Raw genomic sequence first — 20,762 nt, forward strand, 5'->3', positions numbered from 1 at the left:
TCAGATCCTCGGCGAGAGGCCGTCGGCAAGAGAGAGGCGATAGGCACGGATGCCGGGCAACAGGCTTGCCAGCCATCCGGCGGCCAGCAGGCTTGCCATCAGCAGCCATTCGTTCAGTGTAGGTTCGGAAAGGCTCAGTGTCAGTCCGAACTGCGACTGCAGCCATGGCGAGAGCAGGGCGATGCCCAGCACCGCCATCACCACGCCGAAGGCCACGCCCAGCACGGTGACCATGGCGCCTTCGAGCGCGAGCAGCGCCAGCACGTGGCGCAGGCCCGCGCCCACGGCGCGCAGCACGGCGAGTTCGCGGCGGCGTTCGTTCAGGCCGGCCATCACGACCGACACCAGCCCGGCCAGGCTCACCAGCGCGACCAGCGCGGACATCAGCAGCAGCGCGTTCTCGCCGATGCCGATCACGCTCCACAGTTCGTCGAGCGCCACGCCGGGCAGGATGGCCATGAGCGGCTCGCCGGTGTAGGTGGAGATCCAGCGTTGCACGCCGAACACTGCCGCGCGGTTCTTCAGGCCCACCAGCGCGGCGGTCACGTTCTTGGGCGTGAGGTCGAACTTGCGCACCTGCTCGGCCGGAATGTGCACGCCCGGCATCGGCGCACCGCCCACCCATTCGAGGTGAATGGCTTCCATGGCGGCCAGGCCGATGTGCACCGTGCGGTCGACCGGCGTGCCGGTGCGCGCGAGCACGCCGACCACGGTGAAGGGCTTGTCCGCATGCTCGGCCACGTTGAGCTCGCCGCTGCCGTGTGCCAGCGTGATCTTCTGGCCCACGTGGTAGCCGAGCTTGTCGGCCACTTCGGCACCGACCACCGCGTCGAACAGTTCGCTGAAGGGCTTGCCTTCGCGCATCTTCAGCAGCTGCCTGTCGCCGTAGCGAAAGCGCGTGAAGTACTCGGGCGACGTGGCCAGCACCGCGAAGCCGCGGTGCGAGTCGCCCAGCGACAGCGGCACCACCCAGTCGACACCCGGGTGGGCCTGCAGCGCCTGCACGCTCTTCCACGAGATGTTGTTGGTGGCCGCGCCGATGCGGAACACCGAGTACAGCAGCAGCTGCGTGGAGCCGGTGCGCGCGCCCACGATCAGGTCGGTGCCCGAGACGGACGAAGCGAAGTTCTCGCGCAGCTCGGTGCGGATGCGCTCCACACCCAGCAGCAGGAAGGTCGACAGCGCAATGGAGAACACGGTGAGCGCGAGCGTGAAGCGCCGGTTCCATGCGCTGCGCCAGGCGATCGAGAAGAGCGCCTTCATGCGTCCACCGCCATGGCGCTCGTTGCCGCGCGGTTGATCTCGGGCAGCAGCACGTGCCGCGCAAAGCGCTGCGCGATGCGCTGGTCATGGCTCACGAAGACGAGCGCGCTGCGGTTCTCCACGCAGGCGGTGAGCAGCACGTCGAGGAAGGCTTCGCGCCGGTCTTCGTCGAGCGCCGAGGTGGGCTCGTCGGCAATCACCACTTCGGGCTGGCCGATGAGCGCGCGCGCCGCAGCCACGCGCTGCTGCTGGCCCACGGACAGTTGCAGGGCCTGGCGCTTCCACAGGTTGCGGTCCAGGCCCATCTGGTCGAGCAGGTGCTCGGCGGCCTCGCGCGAACTGCCGTTGCGCGCGGCCTGCGCCTCGCGTCTTGCCGAGAAGCGGCAGGGCAGCAGCACGTTGTCGAGCACGCTCAGGTAAGGCAGCAGGTTGAACTGCTGGAAGATGTAGCCCACGTGCGCCACGCGGCTGCGGTCGCGCGCGGCGCCCGAGAGCTTGGACCAGTCGTGGCCCAGCAGCGTGACGCGGCCTTCGTCGGCCACCAGCACGCCGGCCAGCAGCGACAGCAGCGTGCTCTTGCCGCAGCCGCTCGGGCCATGCAGGAACACCGATTCGCCGGCGGCGATGCGGAAGGCCTCGATGTCGATGCACGGCGTCTTCACGCCGGGCCAGGTGAAGCGCAGCGCTTCGGCGGCGAGCACGACGCGCAGGGGCGACGTCTCGGCTGTCACAGCCTCGGGGACGGTGCTCACAGTGTCACTTGCCCCAGCTCAGGCGGGCGGGCTGCGCGGCCTGCGCGCCGGCCGGGCGCTTCAGCTGGCGCTTGAACTGGCCTTGTGCGGAGGCGATCTGCGAGTCGATCTGGCGCAGGCCCTTGAACGCGGTGAACAGGTTCACGTCGATGAACTTCGCGGCGGCCGCGCTGGTGCAGTTGAAGGAGAAGGTGGCGTCCAGATCGGCATGGCCGGCGGGCTCGCTGGGATCGGGGTTGCCCAGGCCCAGCGCGCCGGAGCGCAGGTCGACCGGGCCGAGCTTGCAGTTGGCGGCCGGATCGACGATGAAGAGCTTGTCGGCCGCGCGCAGCTGGGCGACGGCTTCTTCGACGGCCTTCTTCTCGGCGTCGGTCTTCGGGGCGCGTTCGAAGCCGACGATGTTGTCCAGCGGGGACTCCATGTCGATCACCACCGTGGGGCCGTCGATGGCCACGTCGAGCTTGAGCTGGCCGTGCACGTGGGCGTGCTGCTGCTGGGCCTGTGCGGTGAGGAACGGGGCGGCCGCGAACCATGCGGCGGCCAGTGCGAGACCGGTGGTGCGTCGAAGGGGGCGGACTCGTCGATTCGTCAATGTCATGGTTGCGCGCCTTGCCGGGTCGGCAGCCCCGGCGTGTTGCTCCATTCGCTCCAGCTGCCGGCATAGAGCGCGGTGGTCCCCAGCCCCGCGATCTGCATGGCGAGCAGGTTGGGCACGGCGCTCACGCCGCTGCCGCACTGGTGGACAACGCTCGCCGCATCGCGCCCCGCGAGCAGCGACTCGAACTCGGCACGCAATTGCGATGCCGGCTTGAACTTGCCGTCGGGACCGATGTTCTCGGCGAAGGGCCGGTTGAGGGCCCCGGGGATGTGACCGGCAATCGGGTCCAGAGGTTCCACCTCGCCGCGGTAACGCGCACCGGCGCGCGCATCGATCAGGTTCTGGTCAGGTTGGCCGAGCCGGCGCACCACGGTGTCGGTGGTGACCAGCTTCGCAAGCGGCTCGCCCGTGACGAAGTTCGACTGGAAGCGCGCGGGCTCCTCGCGCCCCGTGACCTCGCCGCCCGCGGCCTGCCAGGCCTGCAGGCCGCCGTCGAGCACGGCCACGGCGTCGTGGCCCATCCACTTGAGCATCCACCACAGGCGCCCGCAGTAGTTGGCGCCGTTGCGGTCGTACACCACGGCCTGCATGCCGTTGGCGAAGCCGATGCTGGAGAGCCATTGCGCGAACTTCTCGCGGCTGGGCAGCGGGTGGCGCCCGCCCGAGGCGGGCACGCCGTCTTCCTGCGCCACGACCACTCCGCCGTGCGCGCCGGGCACGCCGTGCCTGGCGCTCAGGTCGGTGTCGAGGTTGGCGTAGTGCGCGCCCGGGATGTGCGCGGCGGCATATTGCTGCGCGCCCGATTCGGGCTTCATGAGGTCGAAGGTGCAGTCGAACACCATGAAGGGGGTGTCGCCTGCTTGCAGCTGCTGGAGTTGTTCGACGCTGATGAGGGTGGTGTACATGTCGTGTGTCCTTCGCTGGTCGATGCGCGCAAGGCGCAGGGGGGTCAATGTTCCTCGGCTGGCGTGTCAGTGTTCCTCGGCTGGCGTGTCAGTGTTCCTCGGCTGGCGCCTTGGGCACCGCCCGCTGTCGCAACACAGTTGCAGCAATGCCGCTGGCGATGATAAGGGCCATGCCGCCCCAGCCGGCCGCGTCGATGCGATCGTCGAACAGCACCACGCTGTAGAACGCCGCGAAGACGATGCCCGAGTACTGGAGGTTGGCTACGACCAGTGTGCCGGCCTGGGTCTTGGCGGTGGCGTAGGCGCGGGTCATGCAGAGTTGTCCGAGAGCCGCCAGCAGGCCGATCGGCAGCAGCCACAGCGCATGCTGCCATGTCCACGAACTGCCGCCCGAAAACCCGGTGGCCGCCGTGGCGAACGCCCCGGCCACGGCCGAGCCGACCGCAAAGTAGAAGACCGTGCGCAGCTCGGGCTCGCCGATGCGCGACAGGGCCACCACCTGCATGTAGGCGAAGGCGGCCGTCAGGCCCGACAGCAGGCCCAGCATGCCCGCGAAGCCTTCGTTGCCGTTGACCGTGGGCTTGAGCATGAGCACCACGCCCACGAAGCCCGCGAGCACGGTCATCGCCAGCGTGCCTTGCAGCGGCGGGCGTTCCACGCGGCCGTCGCGCCCGGGCACCGGCACCCAGGCCAGCAGCGCGCCACCGATGAGAAAGGCCGCGACCCACACGCTGCTCATGTAGTTGAGCGTGACGGCGGTGGCCAGCGGCAGGTGGGCAATGGCATAGAACCACGCGCCCAGCGAGATCACGCCGATGGTGCTGCGCCAGGCGTGCATGCCCGGGTACTGCGTGGCGAGCGACACGCCGCGGTTGCGGGCCAGCAGCCAGAGGAACACGATGCCGATGAGACCGCGCCCCAGCACCATTTCGCCGCTGTTGAACCACGCCGAGGCGATCTTCACGACCACGCTCATCGTGGCGAACAAAAAGGCGCCGAGCACCATCCAGAGCGCTTGCATCGTCTCTACTTCATGAAAGGGGAAAAACGTGCCCGGGTTGCCCCGGGACTTGCCGGATGGTGCCTCGCTGCGGGCAGCAAGGCGGCCGTCACGCGGTGGTGTCTTGCATGGCCACGCGGTACCACTCGTGGAACTGCTGCATGCCGTCTTCCATGGGGCTCTGGTACGGGCCGGTCTCGTTGTCGCCGCGCAGCATGAGCGCGCGGCGCCCGGCGTCCATGCGCTCGGCGATCTCGTCGTCTTCCACGCAGGTCTCCATGTAGGCGGCCTGCTGGGCTTCGACGAACTCGCGCTCGAAGGCGACGATTTCCTCGGGGTAGAAGAACTCGACCATGTTGAGCGTCTTCGTCGGGCTCACGGGGTGCAGGGTCGACACCGTGAGCACGTGCGGGTACCACTCGACCATCACGTGCGGGTAGTAGGTGAGCCAGATGGCGCCGTACTTGGGCGGCTTGCCGTCGCGGTACTTGAGCAACTGCTCCTGCCACTTCTGGTAGACCGGACTGCCCGCGCGGCCCAGGCGGTTGGCCACGCCCACTGTCTGCACGGAATAGCGGGGCTTGAACTCCCAGCGCAGGTCGTCGCAGGTGACGAAGCTGCCAAGGCCCGGGTGGAACGGGCCCACGTGGTAGTCCTCCAGGTAGACCTCGATGAAGGTCTTCCAGTTGTAGTTGCACTCGTGCAGCTCGACGCGGTCGAGCGCATAGCCCGAGAAGTCGAGGTCGGCCTGGGGGCCCAGGCCCGCCATGTCGGCCGCCACGTCGGGGCCCGAGCCGTCGGCGTTCTTCTCGAACAGAAGACCATTCCATTCGGTGAGCGGGTAGTTGTGCAGGTTCAGGCAGGGGTCCCGATCGAAATGCGGGGCGCCGATCAGCGTGCCGGTGGTGCGCGCGTCGCTCGCAGCGTAGGTCCAGCGGTGCAGCGGACAGACGATGTTGCCGCCGGTCTGGTTGTCGAGCTGGCCGCGGCCGCGAAGGATCAGGGCCTGGCGGTGCCGGCAGACGTTGGAGATCAGCTCCACGCCCTTGGGCGTGTGCACCAGCGCGCGGCCCTGGTGTTCCTGGGGCAGGGTGTGGAAATTGCCCATTTCGGGCACGGCCAGGCGATGGCCGACGTAGCGGGGCCCTCGCGCAAAAAGGTTCTGCATTTCGCGGGCATACAGGGCCTCGTCGAAATACGCGGAAACTGGAAGTTGGCTCGTGGCCTGCTGCAGTTGAAGACTTAAATCAGACATGGAGGACCTGACCAAGCTCCCCACAGGGAGAAAAAAAGGAAGGAACGGAAGGCGCCGCCAGGAAGGTTCAACGGCCCGAAGAGGTGCTGACTTTGTCAACGAGAGAAGCTCGCATTGTACCCGTGGGGCCCCGATTCGGTCCCCGCCCTAAAATGCCCGGTTTCACCCACGTTTCGCTTGCATGCCCAAGGTGCCTTCTCCTTCCACGTCCAGCCCGGCGGCCACGCCCGATACGGGCTCGTTGCCCGTCAGTTACGAAGCCGGGCTTCAGGAACTGGAACAACTGGTGGCGGAACTCGAATCGGGCCAGTTGCCCCTCGACCAGCTGCTCGGCAGCTACCAGCGCGGCGCCGTGCTGCTCGCCTTCTGCCGCGACAAGCTGCAGGCGGTCGAAGACCAGATCAAGGTGCTCGACGCGGGCAGCCTGAAGGTCTGGACGGCTGAATGAGCGCCGTCACGATGAATCCGTCCCCCTGGGACGCCAAGACCCTCGCCGGCTGGAGTGACCCCCACCTTGCGAACGTCGAAGCCGCGCTGTCGCGCTGGGTCGGCGTCGATGCCCCCGTGCTGCTGGGCGACGCCATGCGCTATGCGGTGCTCGACGGCGGCAAGCGGCTGCGGCCCCTGCTGGTGCTGGCCGCGAGTGAAGCGGTCGGCGGCAACGCGGCCGCGGCCCTGCGCGCGGCCTGCGCCACCGAGCTGATCCACGCCTATTCCCTGGTGCACGACGACCTGCCGTGCATGGACAACGACGTGCTGCGCCGCGGCAAGCCCACGGTGCACGTGAAGTTCGGCGAGGCCGACGCCCTGCTGGCCGGCGACGCGCTGCAGGCGCTTGCCTTCGAGCTGCTGGCCCCCGAGGGCGACGAAGTTCCGGTCGCCACCCAGGCCCTGCTGTGCCGCCTGCTCGCGCGTGCCGCGGGCAGCCAGGGCATGGCCGGCGGCCAGGCGATCGACCTGGCCAGCGTGGGCGTTGCGCTGAACGAGGCGCAACTGCGCGAAATGCATCGCCTGAAGACCGGCGCGCTGCTGCAGGGCAGCGTGGAGATGGGCGCGGCCTGCGGCCCCGTCACCCCCACGGCGCTGGCCGCGCTGCGCGACTACGGCGCGGCCATCGGCCTCGCGTTCCAGGTGGTCGACGACATCCTGGACGTCGTGGCCGACTCGCACACCCTGGGCAAGACCGCCGGCAAGGACGCCGCGGCCGACAAGCCCACCTACGTTTCATTGCTGGGCCTGGACGGCGCGCGTGCACAGGCCCGCCAGTTGCTCGCCGATGCGCTCGCCGCCCTCGACAAGAGCGGCCTGGCCGATACAGCCGCCTTGCGCGCACTGGCCCACATGGTGGTCGACCGCGACCGCTGAGAGAGAAAAGAACACACCACCCCATGGCCCCGCTGCTTCCCACACTCCACGACCCCGCACCGATCCGCCAGTACGACCGGGCCCAGCTGCGCCAGCTGTCCGACGAGGTGCGCGCCTGCGTGCTCGACAACGTCTCGCGCACCGGCGGCCACCTGAGCTCCAACCTCGGCACGGTCGAGCTCACGGTGGCGCTGCACCACGTGTTCAACACGCCGCACGACCGGCTGGTGTGGGACGTGGGCCACCAGACCTATCCGCACAAGATCCTCACGGGCCGGCGCGAGCGCATGCCCACGCTGCGCCAGGCCGGCGGCATCTCCGGCTTTCCGCAGCGCAGCGAGAGCGAGTACGACACATTCGGTACCGCCCATTCGTCGACCAGCATCTCGGCCGCGCTGGGCATGGCCATGGGCGCCAAGCAGAAGGGCGAAGAGCGCCACACCGTGGCCATCATCGGCGACGGCGCGCTCACCGCCGGCATGGCCTTCGAGGCGCTGAACAACGCGGGCGTGTGCGATTGCAAGCTGCTCGTCATCCTGAACGACAACGACATGTCGATCAGCCCGCCGGTGGGCGCGCTCAACCGCTACCTCGCGCAGCTGATGAGCGGCAACTTCTACGCCGCCGCCAAGAACGTGGGCAAGAGCGTGCTGCGCAACGCGCCGCCGCTGTTCGAGCTGGCCAAGCGCCTGGAGCAGCATGCCAAGGGCATGGTCGTGCCGGCCACGCTGTTCGAGCAGTTCGGCTTCAACTACGTGGGGCCGATCGACGGCCACGACCTCGACTCGCTGGTGCCCACGCTCGAAAACCTCAAGCATCTGGACGGCCCGCAGTTCCTGCACGTGGTCACCAAGAAGGGGCAGGGCTACAAGTTGGCCGAGGTCGACCCCGTGGCCTACCACGGCCCCGGCAAGTTCGATCCCCAGGTGGGGTTGGTCAAGCCGACCACAGTGGCCAAGCAGACCTTCACGCAGGTGTTCGGCCAGTGGCTGTGCGACACCGCCGCCGCCGACGGCCGGCTCGTGGGCATCACGCCCGCGATGCGCGAAGGCTCGGGGCTGGTGGAGTTCGAGCAGCGTTTCCCGGACCGCTACTACGACGTCGGCATCGCCGAGCAGCATGCGGTGACCTTCGCGGCCGGCCTGGCGTGCGAGGGGCTCAAGCCCGTGGTCGCGATCTACTCGACCTTCCTGCAGCGCGCGTACGACCAGCTGATCCATGACGTGGCCATTCAGAACCTGCCGGTGGTGTTCGCACTCGACCGCGCGGGCTTGGTCGGCGCGGACGGCGCCACGCACGCGGGTGCGTACGACATTCCGTTCCTGCGCTGCATTCCGAACATGAGCATCGCCTGTCCGGCCGACGAGCGCGAATGCCGCGAATTGCTGTCGAGTGCGTACGCGCAGAACCACCCGGTGGCGGTGCGCTATCCGCGCGGCGCGGGCGCCGGCGTTGCGCCGCATCTCACCCTGGACGCGCTGCCCTTCGGCAAGGGCGAAGTGCGCCGCGAAGGCAAGCGCATCGCGATCCTCGCGTTCGGCACGCTGCTGTACCCCGCGCTCACCGCCGCCGAGTCGCTCGACGCGACGGTGGTCAACATGCGCTGGGCCAAGCCGCTGGACGTCGAACTGCTGCTGAAGGTGGCGGGCACGCACGATGCCATCGTCACGCTGGAAGAGGGCGCCGTCATGGGCGGCGCGGGCAGTGCGGTGCTCGAGGCGCTGCAGGCGGCGAATGTGCAAAAGCCGGTGCTGCAGCTGGGGTTGCCCGACCGGTTCATCGAGCATGGCGATCCGGCGACGCTGCTGTCGAGCATCGGGCTCGATGCGGCCGGCATCGAGAAGTCCGTCGCCGACCGCTTCGGCCGCAGCTGAGGTTCAGGTTTTGCTCCTTCCCCCAGTGGGGGAGGGAGAAATGCAGGTCAGGTGCCCAGGTACGCGTCCTGCACCTTGGGATTGCCCAGCAGCTCGCGCCCCGTGCCCGACAGCACGATCGACCCCGTCTCGATCACATAGGCCCGGTCCGCGATCTTCAGCGCCTGGCGCACGTTCTGCTCCACCAGGAAGATCGTCAGACCCTGCTTGTTGATCTCGCGCAGCGTGCGGAAGATGTCCTGCACGATGATCGGCGCCAGGCCCATCGAGGGCTCGTCCAGCAGCAGCACGCGCGGCTTGGCCATCAGCGCGCGGCCGATGGCGAGCATCTGCTGCTCGCCGCCCGACAGGTTGCCAGCCAGCCCGTCGGCCCGGTCCTTCAGCACCGGGAAGAGTGTGTAGATGCGCTCCAGGTCGGCCACGCGCGCGGCCGCGCCGTCGCGCCGCGTGTAGGCGCCCAGCTCCAGGTTCTCGCGCACCGTCAGCGTGGTCAGCGTGGCGCGGCCCTCGGCCACCTGCACCACGCCGCCGGCCACGATCTTGTGCGGCGACAGCGCGGTGATGTCCTGGCCCGCGAACGTCACAAGCCCGGCCGCCTTCTTCACCAGGCCCGACAGCGCCAGCAGCGTGGTCGACTTGCCGGCGCCGTTGGCGCCCACCAGCGTGGTGATCTGGCCTTCGTGCAGCTCGAAGTCGATGCCCTTCACGGCCTGCACGTGGCCGAAGGACACCTTCAGGTCCTGCACCTTCAGCAAGGGGTTCGTCGTCGTCATCGTCCCCGCGCTCATGCAGCGGCCTCCTGGTCGTTGGTAGCTTCGTCGTCTTCGCGGCCGAGGTAGGCCTCGATCACCTGCGGGTCGTTGCGGATCTGCTCGGGGCCGCCGCGCGCGATGATGCGCCCGAAGTTCAGCACCGCGATCTGCTGGCACAGGCCCATCACGAAGCGCATGTCGTGCTCGATCATGAACACCGTGAAGCCGCGCTGCGCGATGTTTTCGATCTCCACCATCAGCTCGCTCTTCTCGGTGCTGTTCATGCCGGCGACCGGCTCGTCGAGCAGCAGCAGCTTGGGTTCGGTGGCCAGCGCGCGCGCCAGCTCCAGCTTGCGCTGGTCGCCGTACGAGAGGTTGTCGGCCACGTCGTTCGCCTTGTGGTCCAGCTTGACCCAGCTGAGCAGTTCGCGCGCACGGTCGCGCGCGCGCTTCTCCTCGCTGCGGAACAGGCCCGAGCCGGCCAGCAGGCCGAAGGGGCCGTAGCGCAGCTTGGCGTCCATGCCGACCGTCACGTTCTCCAGCAGCGACATCTCCTTGAAGATGCGGATGTTCTGGAAGGTGCGCGCAATGCCGCCACGGGTGATCTGGAAGGGCTTGCGGCCTGCCAGGTCCTGGCCTTCGAAGTGGATGGTGCCGCTGGTGGTGGGCAGCAGGCCGGTGATCAGGTTGAACACCGTGGTCTTGCCGGCGCCGTTCGGGCCGATGAGCCCGAAGATGCCGCCCTTGGGAATGTCGAGGTTCACGTCCTGCAGGACTTTGAGCCCGCCGAAGTGGCGCGACACGTTCTTCAATGTCAAAAGCGTGTTGTCGCTCATTTGAATACCTCCGTGCTTCGCACTGCGGTGCGAGCTTGCTTGGGGCGGCCCGGCGCGGCGCTCATGCCGCGCTCCCCTTGCGGCCGAACCACTGGCGGATGCGCGCCGGGTCCCAGATGCCCTTGGGCAGGAACAGCACGATCAGCACCAGGATGAAGCCGTTGACCACCAGGCGGAAGGCGCCCAGCCCGCGCAGCATCTCGGGCAGCAGCGTGAGGATGGTGCCGCCCAGCACCGGGCCGGTGAGGCTGCCGATGCCGCCCAGGATCGCCATCGTCAGGATGTCGACCGCGCGGTTGAAGCCGTACTCGGCCGGACCGATGAAAAAGGTCAGGTGCGCGTTCAGCGTGCCCGCCAGGCCGGCGATGGCGCCGCCCAGCACGAAGGCCAGCATCTTGTGGCCCGCCACGTCGATGCCCATCAGGCCGGCGGCGGTTTCGTCTTCCTTGATGGCCTCGAAGGCGCGGCCCACCTTGGAGCGGCGCACGCGCCACAGCACCAGCAGCACGAGCACCAGCGCCAGTGCGACGTGCCACCACTCGGTCGATTGCGGAATGCCGTTCAGCCCCAGCGCGCCGCCCGTGAGCGACTCGGCGTTCAGGATGGCGATGCGCACCACCTCACCGAAGGCCAGCGTGGCCATGGCCAGGTACACGCCCGACAGCCGCAGCGTCGGCTTGCCGATGATGAAGGCCACCAGCGCCGGTGCCGCCATGCCCGCGGCAATGGCCACCGGAAAGGGCACGCCGTAGTTCAGCGTGAGGATCGACGCGGTGTACGCGCCGATGCCCATGAAGGCCGCGTTGGCCAGGGCGAGCATGCCGCAGGCGAGCGTGAGCCAGATCGAGAGTGCCAGCAGGCCGTTGATGCCCAGCGAGAGCACCAGGTTGCTGTAGACCGACCAGAAATTGTCGAGCGCTTCCATTTAGACCTTGCGCTCCTTCAACGAACCGAAGAGGCCCTTCGGGCGCACCAGCAGTACCAGGAACAGCAGGCCGAAGGCGACAGCGTCGCGCATGTTGGAGCCCACGTAGGCCACCGACAGCACCTCGGCGAAGCCGAGGAACAGGCCGCCGAGCAGCGCCCCGCGGATGTCGCCCATGCCACCCAGGATGATGACCGCGATGCCCTTCTCGAGCATCGGCTGGCCCATCAGCGGGAAGAGGGCGTTCGAATACAGGCCGATCAGCACGCCCGCCACGCCGCCCAGGCCGGCGGCCACGAACGAGGTCAGGAAGAACAGGCCCTCGACGTTCACGCCCACCAGGTACGCCGCCTTGGGCGACTCGGCGATCGCGCGCAGCGCCCGGCCCAGTTGCGTGCGCTGCAGCGACAGCATCAGCACGCCCATGAGCACGAACGACGCGAGCACGATGCCCAGTTCGAGCACGGTGACGTGGATGCCGGCGAACACCAGCGCGTCGTCGGGAATGGTGCCGGCCGGGAAGCGCAGGTTCTCCGCGCCGAAGATGCCCTGGATGCCGTTGTTCAGGATGATGGCCACGCCGATGGTGGCGATCATCGGGATCAGGTGGGGTGCGTTGCGCTTGCGCAGCGGTTTGAGCACCAGCACGTCGATCAGGAAGCCCAGCAGGCCGCAGAACGCGAAGGCGAACGGCAGCCCGACCCACAGCGGCATGCCCGACACGCGCATGAATTCGGCCGCCGCATAGGCGCCCACCATGAACACCGCGCCGTGCGAAAGATTGATGACGCCGAGCACGCCGAAGATGAGTGTGAAGCCGAGCGCGAAGAGTGCGTAGACGCACCCCAGCGACAAGGCGTTGACAAGCTGCTGATCGAGCACGATGGGCTTCCGTCAGGCCGCAACCGGGAAGGCGTTGCGGCAAATCAAAAAAGAAAACGGCGCAGTCGGCAGTCCTGCGCCAGGGGCGAGAGGCGTGGCGGGCCGTGCGGTCCGCCACCGAAGAAGCAAGAACCGGCCTTGCTTACTTCTCGATCACGAACGCAGTGCCCTTCGTGACGCTCACGATGGCCTGCTGCTGCGCGTCGTAACCGGCGGGCTTGCCGGCCTTGTCCTTGGCGCGCGCGAAGGTGAAGGCGCCGGTGGCACCGGTCCACTTCACGCTGGGCAGCGCGTCGCGCAGGGCGGTGCGGTCCGCGGCCAGGTTGCCCGAGAGCTTCACGCCCTTGAGGGCCTGTGCCACCACGTACAGGCCGTCGTAGGCCTGTGCTGCGAACTGGTCGGGCGCTGCCTTGAACTTGTCGTTGTAGGCCTTCTGGAACTTGGTGTTCTCGGGCGTGGCGTTGCTGGCCGACCAGGGGCTGCCGACGTACAGGTTGTCCGAGCTGCCCTTGGCCAGTTCGAAGATCTTGGTCGAGTTCATGCCGTTGCCGCCGATGATCGGCACGTTCAGGCCGAGCTGGCGGGCCTGCACCATCACCGGGGCGCCTTCGGCCAGCAGGGCGGACAGCACGATGGCGTCGGGGTTGGTGGCCTTGATCTTGGTGAGCTGGGCCTTGAAGTCGACGTCGCCCTTGGCGAAGGTCTCGGTCGTGGTCACGGGCAGCTTCAGGTCATCCAGGGCCTTCTTGAAGTTGTCGTAGCCGCTCTTGGTGAACACGTCGTCGTTGCCGTAGAGCACCGCCACCTTCTTCACGTTGGCGTGCTTGATGGCCACGCGCAGCGTCTCGGGCAGCACGTCGGCTTCGGTCACCGAGTTGCGGAAGATGTAGTCGCCGATGGAGGTGATGCCGTCGGCCGTGTTCGACGTGCCGAAGGCCACGGTCTTGGACGCCTGTGCGATCGGGTCGGCCGCCTGGGCCGAGTTCGACAGCGTGGGGCCGAAGGTCATCAGGACCTTGTCCTGGAAGATCAGCTTCTTGAAGACGTTGATGGCGTCTTCCTTCTTGCCCTGTTCGTCCTCGATGGCCAGCACGATCTTGTCGCCGTTGATGCCGCCGGCGGCGTTGATCTCGTCGGCTGCCAGCTGAAAGCCGTTGCGGATGGCCGAGCCGTACTGGGCGGCACCGCCCGACAGGGCGGCGGCAACGCCGATCTTGATGTCGGCCGCTTGCGCGCCGAAAGCGGTGGCCGCGGCGAACGCGAGCAATGCGGGCTTGAAGGAAGTAGGGAGTCTCATGTTTGGATGCCGTTGTCAGAGAGGGATGTAAGGCGATTTAACATTTTATGCCTCGTTGGCCCGACCCTCCCTGGCCCATGCCGCATCGGCACGCCGTGCGGCGCAGGGTAAACCCCCGCCGGGCGCTGTAAGTGCGTTTTTACAATCGCCCCGGCTTATACAAAAGTCCCCAACGCGGTCACAAGCCGTGTTTTGTTTTTCCCAAGAACTCGGAGAGCTATCAATGGATCGTCGTTCCCTCATCAAAAACGCCGGCATCGCGGGCGTTCTGGCTGCCGGCATCGCCCCCGCCGTTCATGCCCAGGCCACCGTTCGCTGGCGCCTGGCGTCGAGCTTTCCCAAGTCGCTGGACACCATCTTCGGCACCGCCGAGGTGTTCTCGAAGAGCGTCAGCGACATGACGGGCGGCAAGTTCCAGATTTCGGTGCATGCGGGCGGCGAGCTGATGCCCGCGTTCGGCGTGGTGGACGGCGTGCAGAACGCCTCGGTCGAGATGGCCCATACGGCCCCGTACTATTTCTACGGCAAGGACCCGACCTTCTGCCTGGGCTGCGCGGTGCCCTTCGGCATGAACACCCGCCAGCAGAACGCATGGATGTACGAAGGCAACGGCCTGAAGCTGATGCGCGCGTTCTACGCCAAGTACAACATCATCAACCTGCCGGGCGGCAACACGGGCGCGCAGATGGGCGGCTGGTTCCGCAAGGAAATCAAGTCGGTCGCCGACCTGAAGGGCCTGAAGTTCCGCACCAACCCGTTCGCGGGCAAGGTGCTCGAGCCCTTCGGCGTGATCCCGCAATCGATTCCCGGTGCCGACCTGTACCCGGCGCTCGAAAAGGGCACGCTCGACGGCCTGGAATGGGTCGGCCCGTACGACGACCAGAAGCTCGGCTTCAACAAGATCGCCCCGTTCTACTACTACCCCGGCTGGTGGGAAGGCGGCCCGGAGCTGGACTTCTACATCAACACCAAGGCATGGGAAGGCCTGTCGGCCGACTACAAGGCGATCGTCGAGGCGGCCGCCGCGCACGCCAACATCACGATGACCGCCAAGTACGACGCCAAGAACCCGATCGCGCTGAAGCAGCTCGTGGGCTCGGGCACCAAGCTGCGTCCGTTCTCGCAGGACGTGATGAACGCGGCCTTCAAGTCGGCCCAGCAGATCTACTCGGACCTGAACAACAGCAACCCCGAGTGGAAGAAGATCTACGGCGACTGGTCGAAATTCCTGGCCGACCAGAACGCCTGGTTCCGCTACACGGAAGGCACGTTCGACCGGTTCATGCAGCAGCAGAAGCTGTAAGCCTCATCCGCTTCGCCTCACAGCAAGAAGCCCCGCCGGGTTCGGCGGGGCTTTTTGTCTTCTTGGGGTTGCAACGGTGCCTCTCGATCACCCGTCCCGAATCGCCGACTACCGCGCTTCAGCCGCGGGCGCAGGCGACGAAGGCACAGCAAGCTCAGCGACGCGTTGGCCGAAGGCGATCAGCACCTGGGGGTCGCAGGCATGGAACCAGGTGATGCCGCCGTAGCGCCGTCGCACCAGCAGCCTCGGCGCAATCACGCGTTCGAGCATGCGGATGTGCACCAGCTTGAGCTGCGCCACGTCCTGCGCCTTCACACGCTTGTCCCACAGCCAGGTCTGCACCAGCACGTCGCCCTCGAGCCGCGTGCGGCTGTACACGATCCAGTAGCCGACCCACACCACGCACAGCGCCGCGATGCCCATCACCACCAGCGCGCTCGTCGTCCAGTCGGCTGTGCGCAGCGACGGCAGGCTCCAGATCGCGAAGGCGAAGAGATCGACCACCAGCACCACCGCCAGCGTGCGCAGCAGCGGCGGGAAGGCCGCGCTTTCGATGGAGGCCGGCGCGTCGCGTGGTGCTTCAGCGGCGCCGCGCTCGCTCACGGCTTGGCGGCTTCGGTGGAAGCCGGTGGCGAGGCGTCGGACGCTGCGGGCGGCTCGTCCTTCTTCTCGTTGCCGAACGGGTCTTCCATGTTCACGCCGTTGCTGTCGGGCGCGGGCGGCGGCTCGGCGTCGGCGGGCATGTCCAGGTTGACCTTCTCGATGTCCACGACCTTTTCCTTGTCCAGGAACACGGTGACGGTCTGCGGGAAGAAGATCACGATCGCCACCAGCAGCAGCTGCATCATCACCCACGGCACCGCGCCCAGGTAGATGTCGCGCGACTCCACCTTTCGGGGCAACGCCCCGTTCTTGAAGAGGGTGTCCGCGATGCCGCGCAAGTAGAACAGCGCAAAGCCGAACGGCGGGTGCATGAACGAGGTCTGCATGTTCACGCACAGCAGCACGCCGAACCACACCATGTCGATGCCCAGCTTGTGAGCCACGGGGCCCAGCAGCGGCAGGATGATGAAGGCGATCTCGAAGAAGTCGAGGAAGAACGCGAGGAAGAACACGAAGATGTTCACCGCGATCAGGAAGCCCACCTGCCCGCCGGGCAGGCCCGAGAGCATGTGCTCGATCCACCTGGCGCCGTCCACGCCCTGGAACACCAGCGAGAACACGCGCGAGCCGATCAGGATGAACACCACCATCGCCGTCAGGCGCATGGTGCCTTCCATGGCGTCCTTCATCAGCTGCCAGTTCAGGCGGCGGTGGATGAGCGCCAGGATCAGCGCGCCCACCGCGCCCATGGCGCCGGCCTCGGTCGGCGTGGCGATGGCGCGGTCCATGAAAGGCAGGCCGCCCATGGAGCCGAGCACCGCGAAGATCAGGATGGCCGAGGGAATGATGCCGCGCAGGCACTTGCCCCACAGCGCCCAGCCATGCAGCGTGCGCGCGCTCACGGGCAGGCCGGGCACGTAGTGCGGACGGATGCGCGCCACCAGGAAGGTGTAGATCGCGAAGATGAGGACCTGCAGGATCGACGGACCCCAGGCGCCCTTGTACATCTGGCCCACGTCGGTGCCGAGCTGGTCGGCCATGACGATCAGCACCAGCGAGGGCGGAACCAGCTGCGTGATGGTGCCCGACGCGGCGAGCACGCCGGTCGAGTAGCGCATGTTGTAGCCGTAGCGCATCATGACCGGCAGCGAGATCATGGCCATGGCAATCACCTGGCCGGCCACCGTGCCGGTGATGGCGCCCAGGATGAAGCCCACGATGATCACCGAGTAGCCAAGCCCGCCGCGGATGGGGCCGAAGAGCTGTCCCATCGAGTCGAGCATGTCCTCGGCCAGCCCGCACTTTTCCAGTACGGCTCCCATCAGGGTGAAGAACGGAATCGCCAGCAGCGTTTCGTTCGACAGGATGCCGAACACGTTCAGCGGAAGGTTGGCCATGAAGCCGGCCGGGAACCAGCCCATCTCGATGGCGAAGAAGCCGCAGATCAGGCCCAGGGCCGAGAGCGAGAACGCGACCGGGAACCCGATCAGCATGATCACCACGAGCCCCGCGAACATGATCGGGGCGAAGTTTTCCATGTGCATTGCTACTTACCTGCCGTGCGGACGTCGAAGGGGGAGGGGGCGAGAAGCGAAAGGTGCGCGAAGGGCGCGCATCACTGCACCGGCTTCTCGTAGTGCGTGTCCATCGTGATCAGGCCGCGCAGGTAGGCAATGCGCTTGATGATTTCCGAAACGCCCTGCAGGAACATCGCCGCGAAGCCCACCGGCATCAGCAGCGCCGCGGGCCAGCGGACCAGCCCGCCGATATTGCCCGACATCTCTCCGGTGACCCAGGTGTTCCAGAAGAACGGCCAGGTCAGGTAGGTGAACAGGCCCATCACCGGCAGCAGGAAGAAGGTGAGGCCGAACAGGTCGACATACACCGGCCCGTAGCCCTTCAGCTTGCCGTAGATGATGTCCACGCGCACATGCTCGTTGAAGCGCAGCACCACGGGCGCGCCGAGCATCACGGTGGCGGCGAACAGGTACCACTGGATCTCGAGCCAGGAGTTCTTGCTGAAGTCCAGACCGTAGCGGATGAGGGCGTTGCCGGCCGAGATGAGCGAGGCGCCGAGGACGGCGTAGCCGGCGATCTTGCCGAGTTTTTCGCTGACCCAGTCCATGCCGGTCGCGAACTTGAGGAATACAGACAAGGGGTGTCTCCCACGAAGCCCAGGGGTGAAGCGCCGGCCCCTGGTGGGGGCTGCACAAAAGCCGCGGATGTTACCGCGGTGAACCTTTGTATTGACTTGGCACGGAGGCGGGGTTTACCCGGGATCGCAGCGTTTCGAGGCCACTGCGAACTCGTTGAAAAGCGGGCTCGGTTGCCATAATCGCCCATGTCTTCGCGCCTTCCGCCTTCGACGCCTCCGGGTACCACGGCCTTGCCCCATTCGATCGATTCGCCCGACATGTGCCGCGCCGGCCGCGAGCTGCTGTCGCTGGCCCTCATCGACGCCCGCAACCACACGCTGCACCTGTTGTCGCTCTACGAGCAGGCGCTGGGCACCGAAGCGCTCGGCATGCCCCCCGTTCCAGAGGAAGAGGGCGTGGTGCCACCGGCCTGGCTCGCAGGGCACATCGGCTGGTTCGCCGAATGGTGGATCGGGCGCAACACGCAGCGTGCCTTCGGCGTCGATTGCCCGGTGCGGCCCACGCGGCTCGCGGCCATCGAGCCGGGTGCCGACGACTGGTGGAACCCGGCGCAGAGCGCTCCGGGCCGGCGCTGGTCGCCCGACCTGCCCGACCTGGGCCAGACCAAGGCCTATCTGCTCGAGACGTTGGAGAGCACGCTCGAGCTGCTCGAGCATGCGGCCGAGACCGACGCGGGCCTGTACTTCTACCGGCTCGCGCTGTTCCATGAAGACCTGCGCGGCGAGCAACTCGTGGTGATGGCGCAGACGCTCGGGTTGCCGCTGGACATCGAGCAGGCGCCTGTCGCGGTCACGCGCGAGCCGTTGCTGCTGCCCGCCACGCGCTGGGAACTGGGGCTGCCGGAGCGCGGCTTCGCCTTCGCGCAGGAGTGCAGCGCGCACCGCATCGACGTGCCCGAGTTCGAGATCGACGCGCAACCGGTGACGTGGAGCCAGTTCATCGAGTTCGTCGACGACGGCGGTTACGACCGCGAGGAACTGTGGCATTCCGATGGCTGGCGCTGGCTGGCCGCGCAGGTCGAGGGGCGGCGCGGACCGCGCCATGTCGAGCAGATCGGTGTGGCGCGCAACGGCAGCGGCGGCTCGGTGCTGCAGCAGCGCTTCGGCGCCACGGTGCGCGCGGCCGGCCACCACAGTGCGGTGCACCTGAGCTGGTGGGAGGCGGATGCGTGGGCGCGCTGGGCGGGGCGCCGCATCGCGACCGAGGTGGAGTGGGAAATTGCCGCGAGCACGGCCGCGCGGCGCGGGTTCCGCTGGGCCGATGTGCACGAGTGGACCGCAGGAACGCTGCAGCCCTGGCCCGGCTTCAGGGCCGACCCGTGGAGCGCGGGCAGCGAGTTCGATCCCACGGCGTTCTTCGGCAGGGCGCGGGTGTTGCGCGGGGCATCGTTCGCCACGCGTGCCCGTCTTCGCTCACCGCGGCGTCGCGGCTTCGCGCTGCCCGAGCGCGACGACGGCTTCTTCGGCTTTCGCACCTGCGCGCTGTAGCCCGGCCTCAGCGCTCGCCGCCGCCTTCGGACGACAGCGGCGGCGCCACTTCCTCCAGCGGCTTGCGCTCCGCATCGGCGGCATAGCGCAACGCCAGCAGCCCCGCGGCGATGACCAGTGCGGCGCCGATGCAGTAGCCCACCATCACCGCGCCGCGACTGCCTGTCTCGATCAGCAGGCCGAACAGCACGGGCGCCGCGAAGCCGCCCGCGCCCATGCCGATCGCATAGAAGATCGCGATGGCCATGGCGCGCATTTCCAGCGGAAACACCTCGCTCACCGTCAGGTAGGCCGAGCTTGCCGCCGCCGAGGCCAGAAAGAACACCGCCGACCAGCACAGCGCCTGGCTGCGCGCGTCGAGCCAACCCATCATGAAGGCCCAGCCCGTGAGCGCCAGGCCGACGCCGGCCAGCACATAGGTCAGCGCGATCATCTTGCGCCGTCCCACGCTGTCGAACAGCGGGCCCAGCAGCAGCGGCCCCAGCACGTTGCCGAGCGCGAACGGAAAGATGTAGAGCGCCACGCTCGCATCGGGCACGGCGTAGAAGCGGGTGAGCACGAGCGCGTAGGTGAAGAAGATCGCGTTGTAGAAGAACGCCTGCGAAACCATCAGCGCCGCGGCCACCACGCTGCGCTCCCTGTAGCGCCTCAGCAGCACGCGCGCCACGTCGCGCATCGACGGGCTGTGGCCGCGCGCGGCGGTGTAAGCCACATGGCCCTGCGCAGCGGGCAGCGGGCCGTGGTGCTTGCGCACTTCGGCTTCGATGTCCGCGACGATGCGCTCGGCTTCCTCGGTGCGCCCGTGCGCCAGAAGCCAGCGCGGGCTCTCGGGCACATGGCGCCGCACCAGCAAGATGGCCACCGCCAGCACCCCGCCCAGCGCGAAGCCAGCGCGCCAACCCCACACCGGGCCGATCACGCGCGCATCGAGCAGCACCAGGCTGAGCCCGGCGCCGAGCGCCGCGCCGATCCAGAAGCTGCCGTTGATGGCCAGGTTCACGCGCCCGCGCACCCGTGCCGGAATGAGCTCGTCGATGGCCGAGTTGATGGCCGCGTACTCGCCGCCGATGCCCAGACCGGTGACGAAGCGGCAGAGCGCAAAGAACGCGAAGTTGGGCGAGAAGGCCGTGGCCAGCGTGCCGATGGTGTAGACCACCAGCGTGACCAGGAACAGCTTCTTGCGCCCCAGCCGGTCGGTGAGCCGGCCGAAGACCAGCGCGCCCACCACCGCGCCCGCGATGTAGACCGAGCCCGACCAGCCGATCTCGCCGGCCGTGAGCCCGAGGGTGTCGGGCCGCTCGAGCACCGCGCCGATGGAGCCCACCAGCGTGACCTCCAGCCCGTCGAGGATCCAGGCCACGCCCAGCGCGATCACCACGCGCCAATGCCAGCGCGACCACGGCAGGCGGTCCAGGCGGGCGGGGATGTCGCTGCGCAGTGCCGTCATGCCGTCGATTATTGGAAGGCGGCCGGCGCGCCGCCTGTAGGACCGGGGCTTCGATGAAGCCG

General features: G+C 67.7%; 20 protein-coding genes. 5 read left to right on the forward strand and 15 right to left on the reverse strand.

All coding sequences use genetic code 11. The features are described 5' to 3' along the window. The 6 genes from ACSFBM_RS03805 to ACSFBM_RS03830 all read right to left on the reverse strand — a co-directional run bounded on the left by ACSFBM_RS03805 (position 1) and on the right by ACSFBM_RS03830 (position 5,773). Entirely contained in the window at positions 1–1,263 is a 1,263-nt protein-coding gene (locus ACSFBM_RS03805) for an ABC transporter permease (protein WP_435483203.1), read from the reverse strand. After that, on the reverse strand, positions 1,260–2,015 hold the full coding sequence (locus ACSFBM_RS03810; RefSeq protein ID WP_435483204.1) for an ABC transporter ATP-binding protein: 756 nt from the start codon (positions 2,013–2,015) through the stop codon (positions 1,260–1,262). Before ACSFBM_RS03810 ends, ACSFBM_RS03805 begins: the two co-directional genes overlap by 4 nt. Positions 2,016–2,019: 4 nt before the next feature. After that, positions 2,020–2,613 carry a DUF2796 domain-containing protein gene (locus ACSFBM_RS03815; RefSeq protein ID WP_435483205.1) on the reverse strand — a complete coding sequence of 198 codons (594 nt, stop codon included), beginning with the start codon at positions 2,611–2,613 and terminating at the stop codon, positions 2,020–2,022. After that, positions 2,610–3,518: a sulfurtransferase gene (locus tag ACSFBM_RS03820; RefSeq protein ID WP_435483206.1), complete on the reverse strand. Its 909-nt coding sequence runs from the start codon at positions 3,516–3,518 to the stop codon at positions 2,610–2,612. The genes ACSFBM_RS03815 and ACSFBM_RS03820 overlap by 4 nt, the downstream gene beginning before the upstream one ends. Positions 3,519–3,606: 88 nt before the next feature. Next, entirely contained in the window at positions 3,607–4,539 is a 933-nt protein-coding gene (locus ACSFBM_RS03825; RefSeq protein ID WP_435483207.1) for a DMT family transporter, read from the reverse strand. A gap of 88 nt (positions 4,540–4,627) precedes the next feature. Next, positions 4,628–5,773 carry an aromatic ring-hydroxylating oxygenase subunit alpha gene (locus tag ACSFBM_RS03830; RefSeq protein WP_435483208.1) on the reverse strand — a complete coding sequence of 382 codons (1,146 nt, stop codon included), beginning with the start codon at positions 5,771–5,773 and terminating at the stop codon, positions 4,628–4,630. Positions 5,774–5,954: 181 nt separating this feature from the next. Here ACSFBM_RS03830 and xseB point away from each other — a divergent pair, with 181 nt between their 5' ends. The 3 genes from xseB to dxs are packed head-to-tail and all read left to right on the forward strand — an operon-like array spanning position 5,955 to position 9,012. After that, positions 5,955–6,221 carry an exodeoxyribonuclease VII small subunit gene (gene xseB, locus ACSFBM_RS03835; protein ID WP_435483209.1) on the forward strand — a complete coding sequence of 89 codons (267 nt, stop codon included), beginning with the start codon at positions 5,955–5,957 and terminating at the stop codon, positions 6,219–6,221. Then, positions 6,218–7,138, forward strand: a complete 921-nt coding sequence (locus ACSFBM_RS03840; protein WP_435483210.1) for a polyprenyl synthetase family protein — start codon at positions 6,218–6,220, stop codon at positions 7,136–7,138. Before xseB ends, ACSFBM_RS03840 begins: the two co-directional genes overlap by 4 nt. 23 nt (positions 7,139–7,161) lie before the next feature. Continuing rightward, positions 7,162–9,012, forward strand: a complete 1,851-nt coding sequence (gene dxs, locus ACSFBM_RS03845) for a 1-deoxy-D-xylulose-5-phosphate synthase (protein WP_435483211.1) — start codon at positions 7,162–7,164, stop codon at positions 9,010–9,012. Positions 9,013–9,059: 47 nt separating this feature from the next. Here dxs and ACSFBM_RS03850 read toward each other — a convergent pair whose 3' ends face one another. The 5 genes from ACSFBM_RS03850 to ACSFBM_RS03870 all read right to left on the reverse strand — a co-directional run bounded on the left by ACSFBM_RS03850 (position 9,060) and on the right by ACSFBM_RS03870 (position 13,704). Beyond that, the gene (locus ACSFBM_RS03850; protein WP_435483212.1) at positions 9,060–9,800 is read right to left on the reverse strand and encodes an ABC transporter ATP-binding protein; all 741 of its coding nucleotides are present in this window, start codon (positions 9,798–9,800) and stop codon (positions 9,060–9,062) included. Continuing rightward, complete coding sequence (locus ACSFBM_RS03855) at positions 9,797–10,600, reverse strand: ABC transporter ATP-binding protein (RefSeq protein ID WP_435483213.1); 804 nt, start codon at positions 10,598–10,600, stop codon at positions 9,797–9,799. Before ACSFBM_RS03855 ends, ACSFBM_RS03850 begins: the two co-directional genes overlap by 4 nt. Positions 10,601–10,661: 61 nt before the next feature. Then, positions 10,662–11,525, reverse strand: coding sequence for a branched-chain amino acid ABC transporter permease (locus ACSFBM_RS03860; RefSeq protein ID WP_435483214.1), 864 nt, complete (start codon positions 11,523–11,525; stop codon positions 10,662–10,664). Further along, the gene (locus ACSFBM_RS03865; RefSeq protein WP_435483215.1) at positions 11,526–12,407 is read right to left on the reverse strand and encodes a branched-chain amino acid ABC transporter permease; all 882 of its coding nucleotides are present in this window, start codon (positions 12,405–12,407) and stop codon (positions 11,526–11,528) included. It lies immediately after the preceding gene. A 142-nt stretch (positions 12,408–12,549) separates the two neighbouring features. Then, positions 12,550–13,704 (reverse strand): ABC transporter substrate-binding protein, encoded by a 1,155-nt coding sequence (locus ACSFBM_RS03870; protein ID WP_435483216.1) that lies wholly within the window; start codon positions 13,702–13,704, stop codon positions 12,550–12,552. Positions 13,705–13,927: 223 nt separating this feature from the next. Here ACSFBM_RS03870 and ACSFBM_RS03875 point away from each other — a divergent pair, with 223 nt between their 5' ends. Further along, positions 13,928–15,007, forward strand: coding sequence for a TRAP transporter substrate-binding protein (locus ACSFBM_RS03875; protein WP_435483217.1), 1,080 nt, complete (start codon positions 13,928–13,930; stop codon positions 15,005–15,007). Between the two features lie 108 nt (positions 15,008–15,115). Here the strand turns inward: ACSFBM_RS03875 and ACSFBM_RS03880 are convergent, their stop codons facing one another. The 3 genes from ACSFBM_RS03880 to ACSFBM_RS03890 form a co-directional block, all read right to left on the reverse strand. Beyond that, entirely contained in the window at positions 15,116–15,610 is a 495-nt protein-coding gene (locus ACSFBM_RS03880; protein WP_435483218.1) for a hypothetical protein, read from the reverse strand. Further along, entirely contained in the window at positions 15,607–17,154 is a 1,548-nt protein-coding gene (locus tag ACSFBM_RS03885) for a TRAP transporter large permease (protein WP_435483219.1), read from the reverse strand. The genes ACSFBM_RS03880 and ACSFBM_RS03885 overlap by 4 nt, the downstream gene beginning before the upstream one ends. Before the next feature lie 71 nt (positions 17,155–17,225). Further along, on the reverse strand, positions 17,226–17,765 hold the full coding sequence (locus ACSFBM_RS03890; protein ID WP_435483220.1) for a TRAP transporter small permease subunit: 540 nt from the start codon (positions 17,763–17,765) through the stop codon (positions 17,226–17,228). A gap of 186 nt (positions 17,766–17,951) precedes the next feature. Here ACSFBM_RS03890 and ACSFBM_RS03895 point away from each other — a divergent pair, with 186 nt between their 5' ends. Then, positions 17,952–19,253 (forward strand): SUMF1/EgtB/PvdO family nonheme iron enzyme, encoded by a 1,302-nt coding sequence (locus tag ACSFBM_RS03895; RefSeq protein ID WP_435483221.1) that lies wholly within the window; start codon positions 17,952–17,954, stop codon positions 19,251–19,253. A gap of 7 nt (positions 19,254–19,260) precedes the next feature. On the opposite strand, the gene ACSFBM_RS03900 is transcribed toward ACSFBM_RS03895, so the two are convergent. After that, positions 19,261–20,700, reverse strand: a complete 1,440-nt coding sequence (locus ACSFBM_RS03900) for an MFS transporter (protein ID WP_435483222.1) — start codon at positions 20,698–20,700, stop codon at positions 19,261–19,263. Positions 20,701–20,762: the final 62 nt, after the last annotated feature.

The sequence above is a fragment of the Variovorax pasteuri genome (assembly GCF_051216435.1).
GTDB lineage: Bacteria > Pseudomonadota > Gammaproteobacteria > Burkholderiales > Burkholderiaceae_C > Variovorax.

Excerpts from the sequence above, each read along its gene's own strand:
- ACSFBM_RS03805 (WP_435483203.1), bottom strand. The coding sequence starts at position 1,263 with ATGAAGGCGCTCTTCTCGATCGCCTGGCGCAGCGCATGGAACCGGCGC.
- ACSFBM_RS03815 (WP_435483205.1), bottom strand. The coding sequence starts at position 2,613 with ATGACATTGACGAATCGACGAGTCCGCCCCCTTCGACGCACCACCGGT.
- ACSFBM_RS03820 (WP_435483206.1), bottom strand. The coding sequence starts at position 3,518 with ATGTACACCACCCTCATCAGCGTCGAACAACTCCAGCAGCTGCAAGCA.
- ACSFBM_RS03825 (WP_435483207.1), bottom strand. The coding sequence starts at position 4,539 with ATGCAAGCGCTCTGGATGGTGCTCGGCGCCTTTTTGTTCGCCACGATG.
- ACSFBM_RS03830 (WP_435483208.1), bottom strand. The coding sequence starts at position 5,773 with ATGTCTGATTTAAGTCTTCAACTGCAGCAGGCCACGAGCCAACTTCCA.
- xseB (WP_435483209.1), top strand. The coding sequence starts at position 5,955 with ATGCCCAAGGTGCCTTCTCCTTCCACGTCCAGCCCGGCGGCCACGCCC.
- ACSFBM_RS03840 (WP_435483210.1), top strand. The coding sequence starts at position 6,218 with ATGAGCGCCGTCACGATGAATCCGTCCCCCTGGGACGCCAAGACCCTC.
- dxs (WP_435483211.1), top strand. The coding sequence starts at position 7,162 with ATGGCCCCGCTGCTTCCCACACTCCACGACCCCGCACCGATCCGCCAG.
- ACSFBM_RS03850 (WP_435483212.1), bottom strand. The coding sequence starts at position 9,800 with ATGAGCGCGGGGACGATGACGACGACGAACCCCTTGCTGAAGGTGCAG.
- ACSFBM_RS03855 (WP_435483213.1), bottom strand. The coding sequence starts at position 10,600 with ATGAGCGACAACACGCTTTTGACATTGAAGAACGTGTCGCGCCACTTC.
- ACSFBM_RS03860 (WP_435483214.1), bottom strand. The coding sequence starts at position 11,525 with ATGGAAGCGCTCGACAATTTCTGGTCGGTCTACAGCAACCTGGTGCTC.
- ACSFBM_RS03870 (WP_435483216.1), bottom strand. The coding sequence starts at position 13,704 with ATGAGACTCCCTACTTCCTTCAAGCCCGCATTGCTCGCGTTCGCCGCG.
- ACSFBM_RS03875 (WP_435483217.1), top strand. The coding sequence starts at position 13,928 with ATGGATCGTCGTTCCCTCATCAAAAACGCCGGCATCGCGGGCGTTCTG.
- ACSFBM_RS03885 (WP_435483219.1), bottom strand. The coding sequence starts at position 17,154 with ATGCACATGGAAAACTTCGCCCCGATCATGTTCGCGGGGCTCGTGGTG.
- ACSFBM_RS03895 (WP_435483221.1), top strand. The coding sequence starts at position 17,952 with ATGTCTTCGCGCCTTCCGCCTTCGACGCCTCCGGGTACCACGGCCTTG.
- ACSFBM_RS03900 (WP_435483222.1), bottom strand. The coding sequence starts at position 20,700 with ATGACGGCACTGCGCAGCGACATCCCCGCCCGCCTGGACCGCCTGCCG.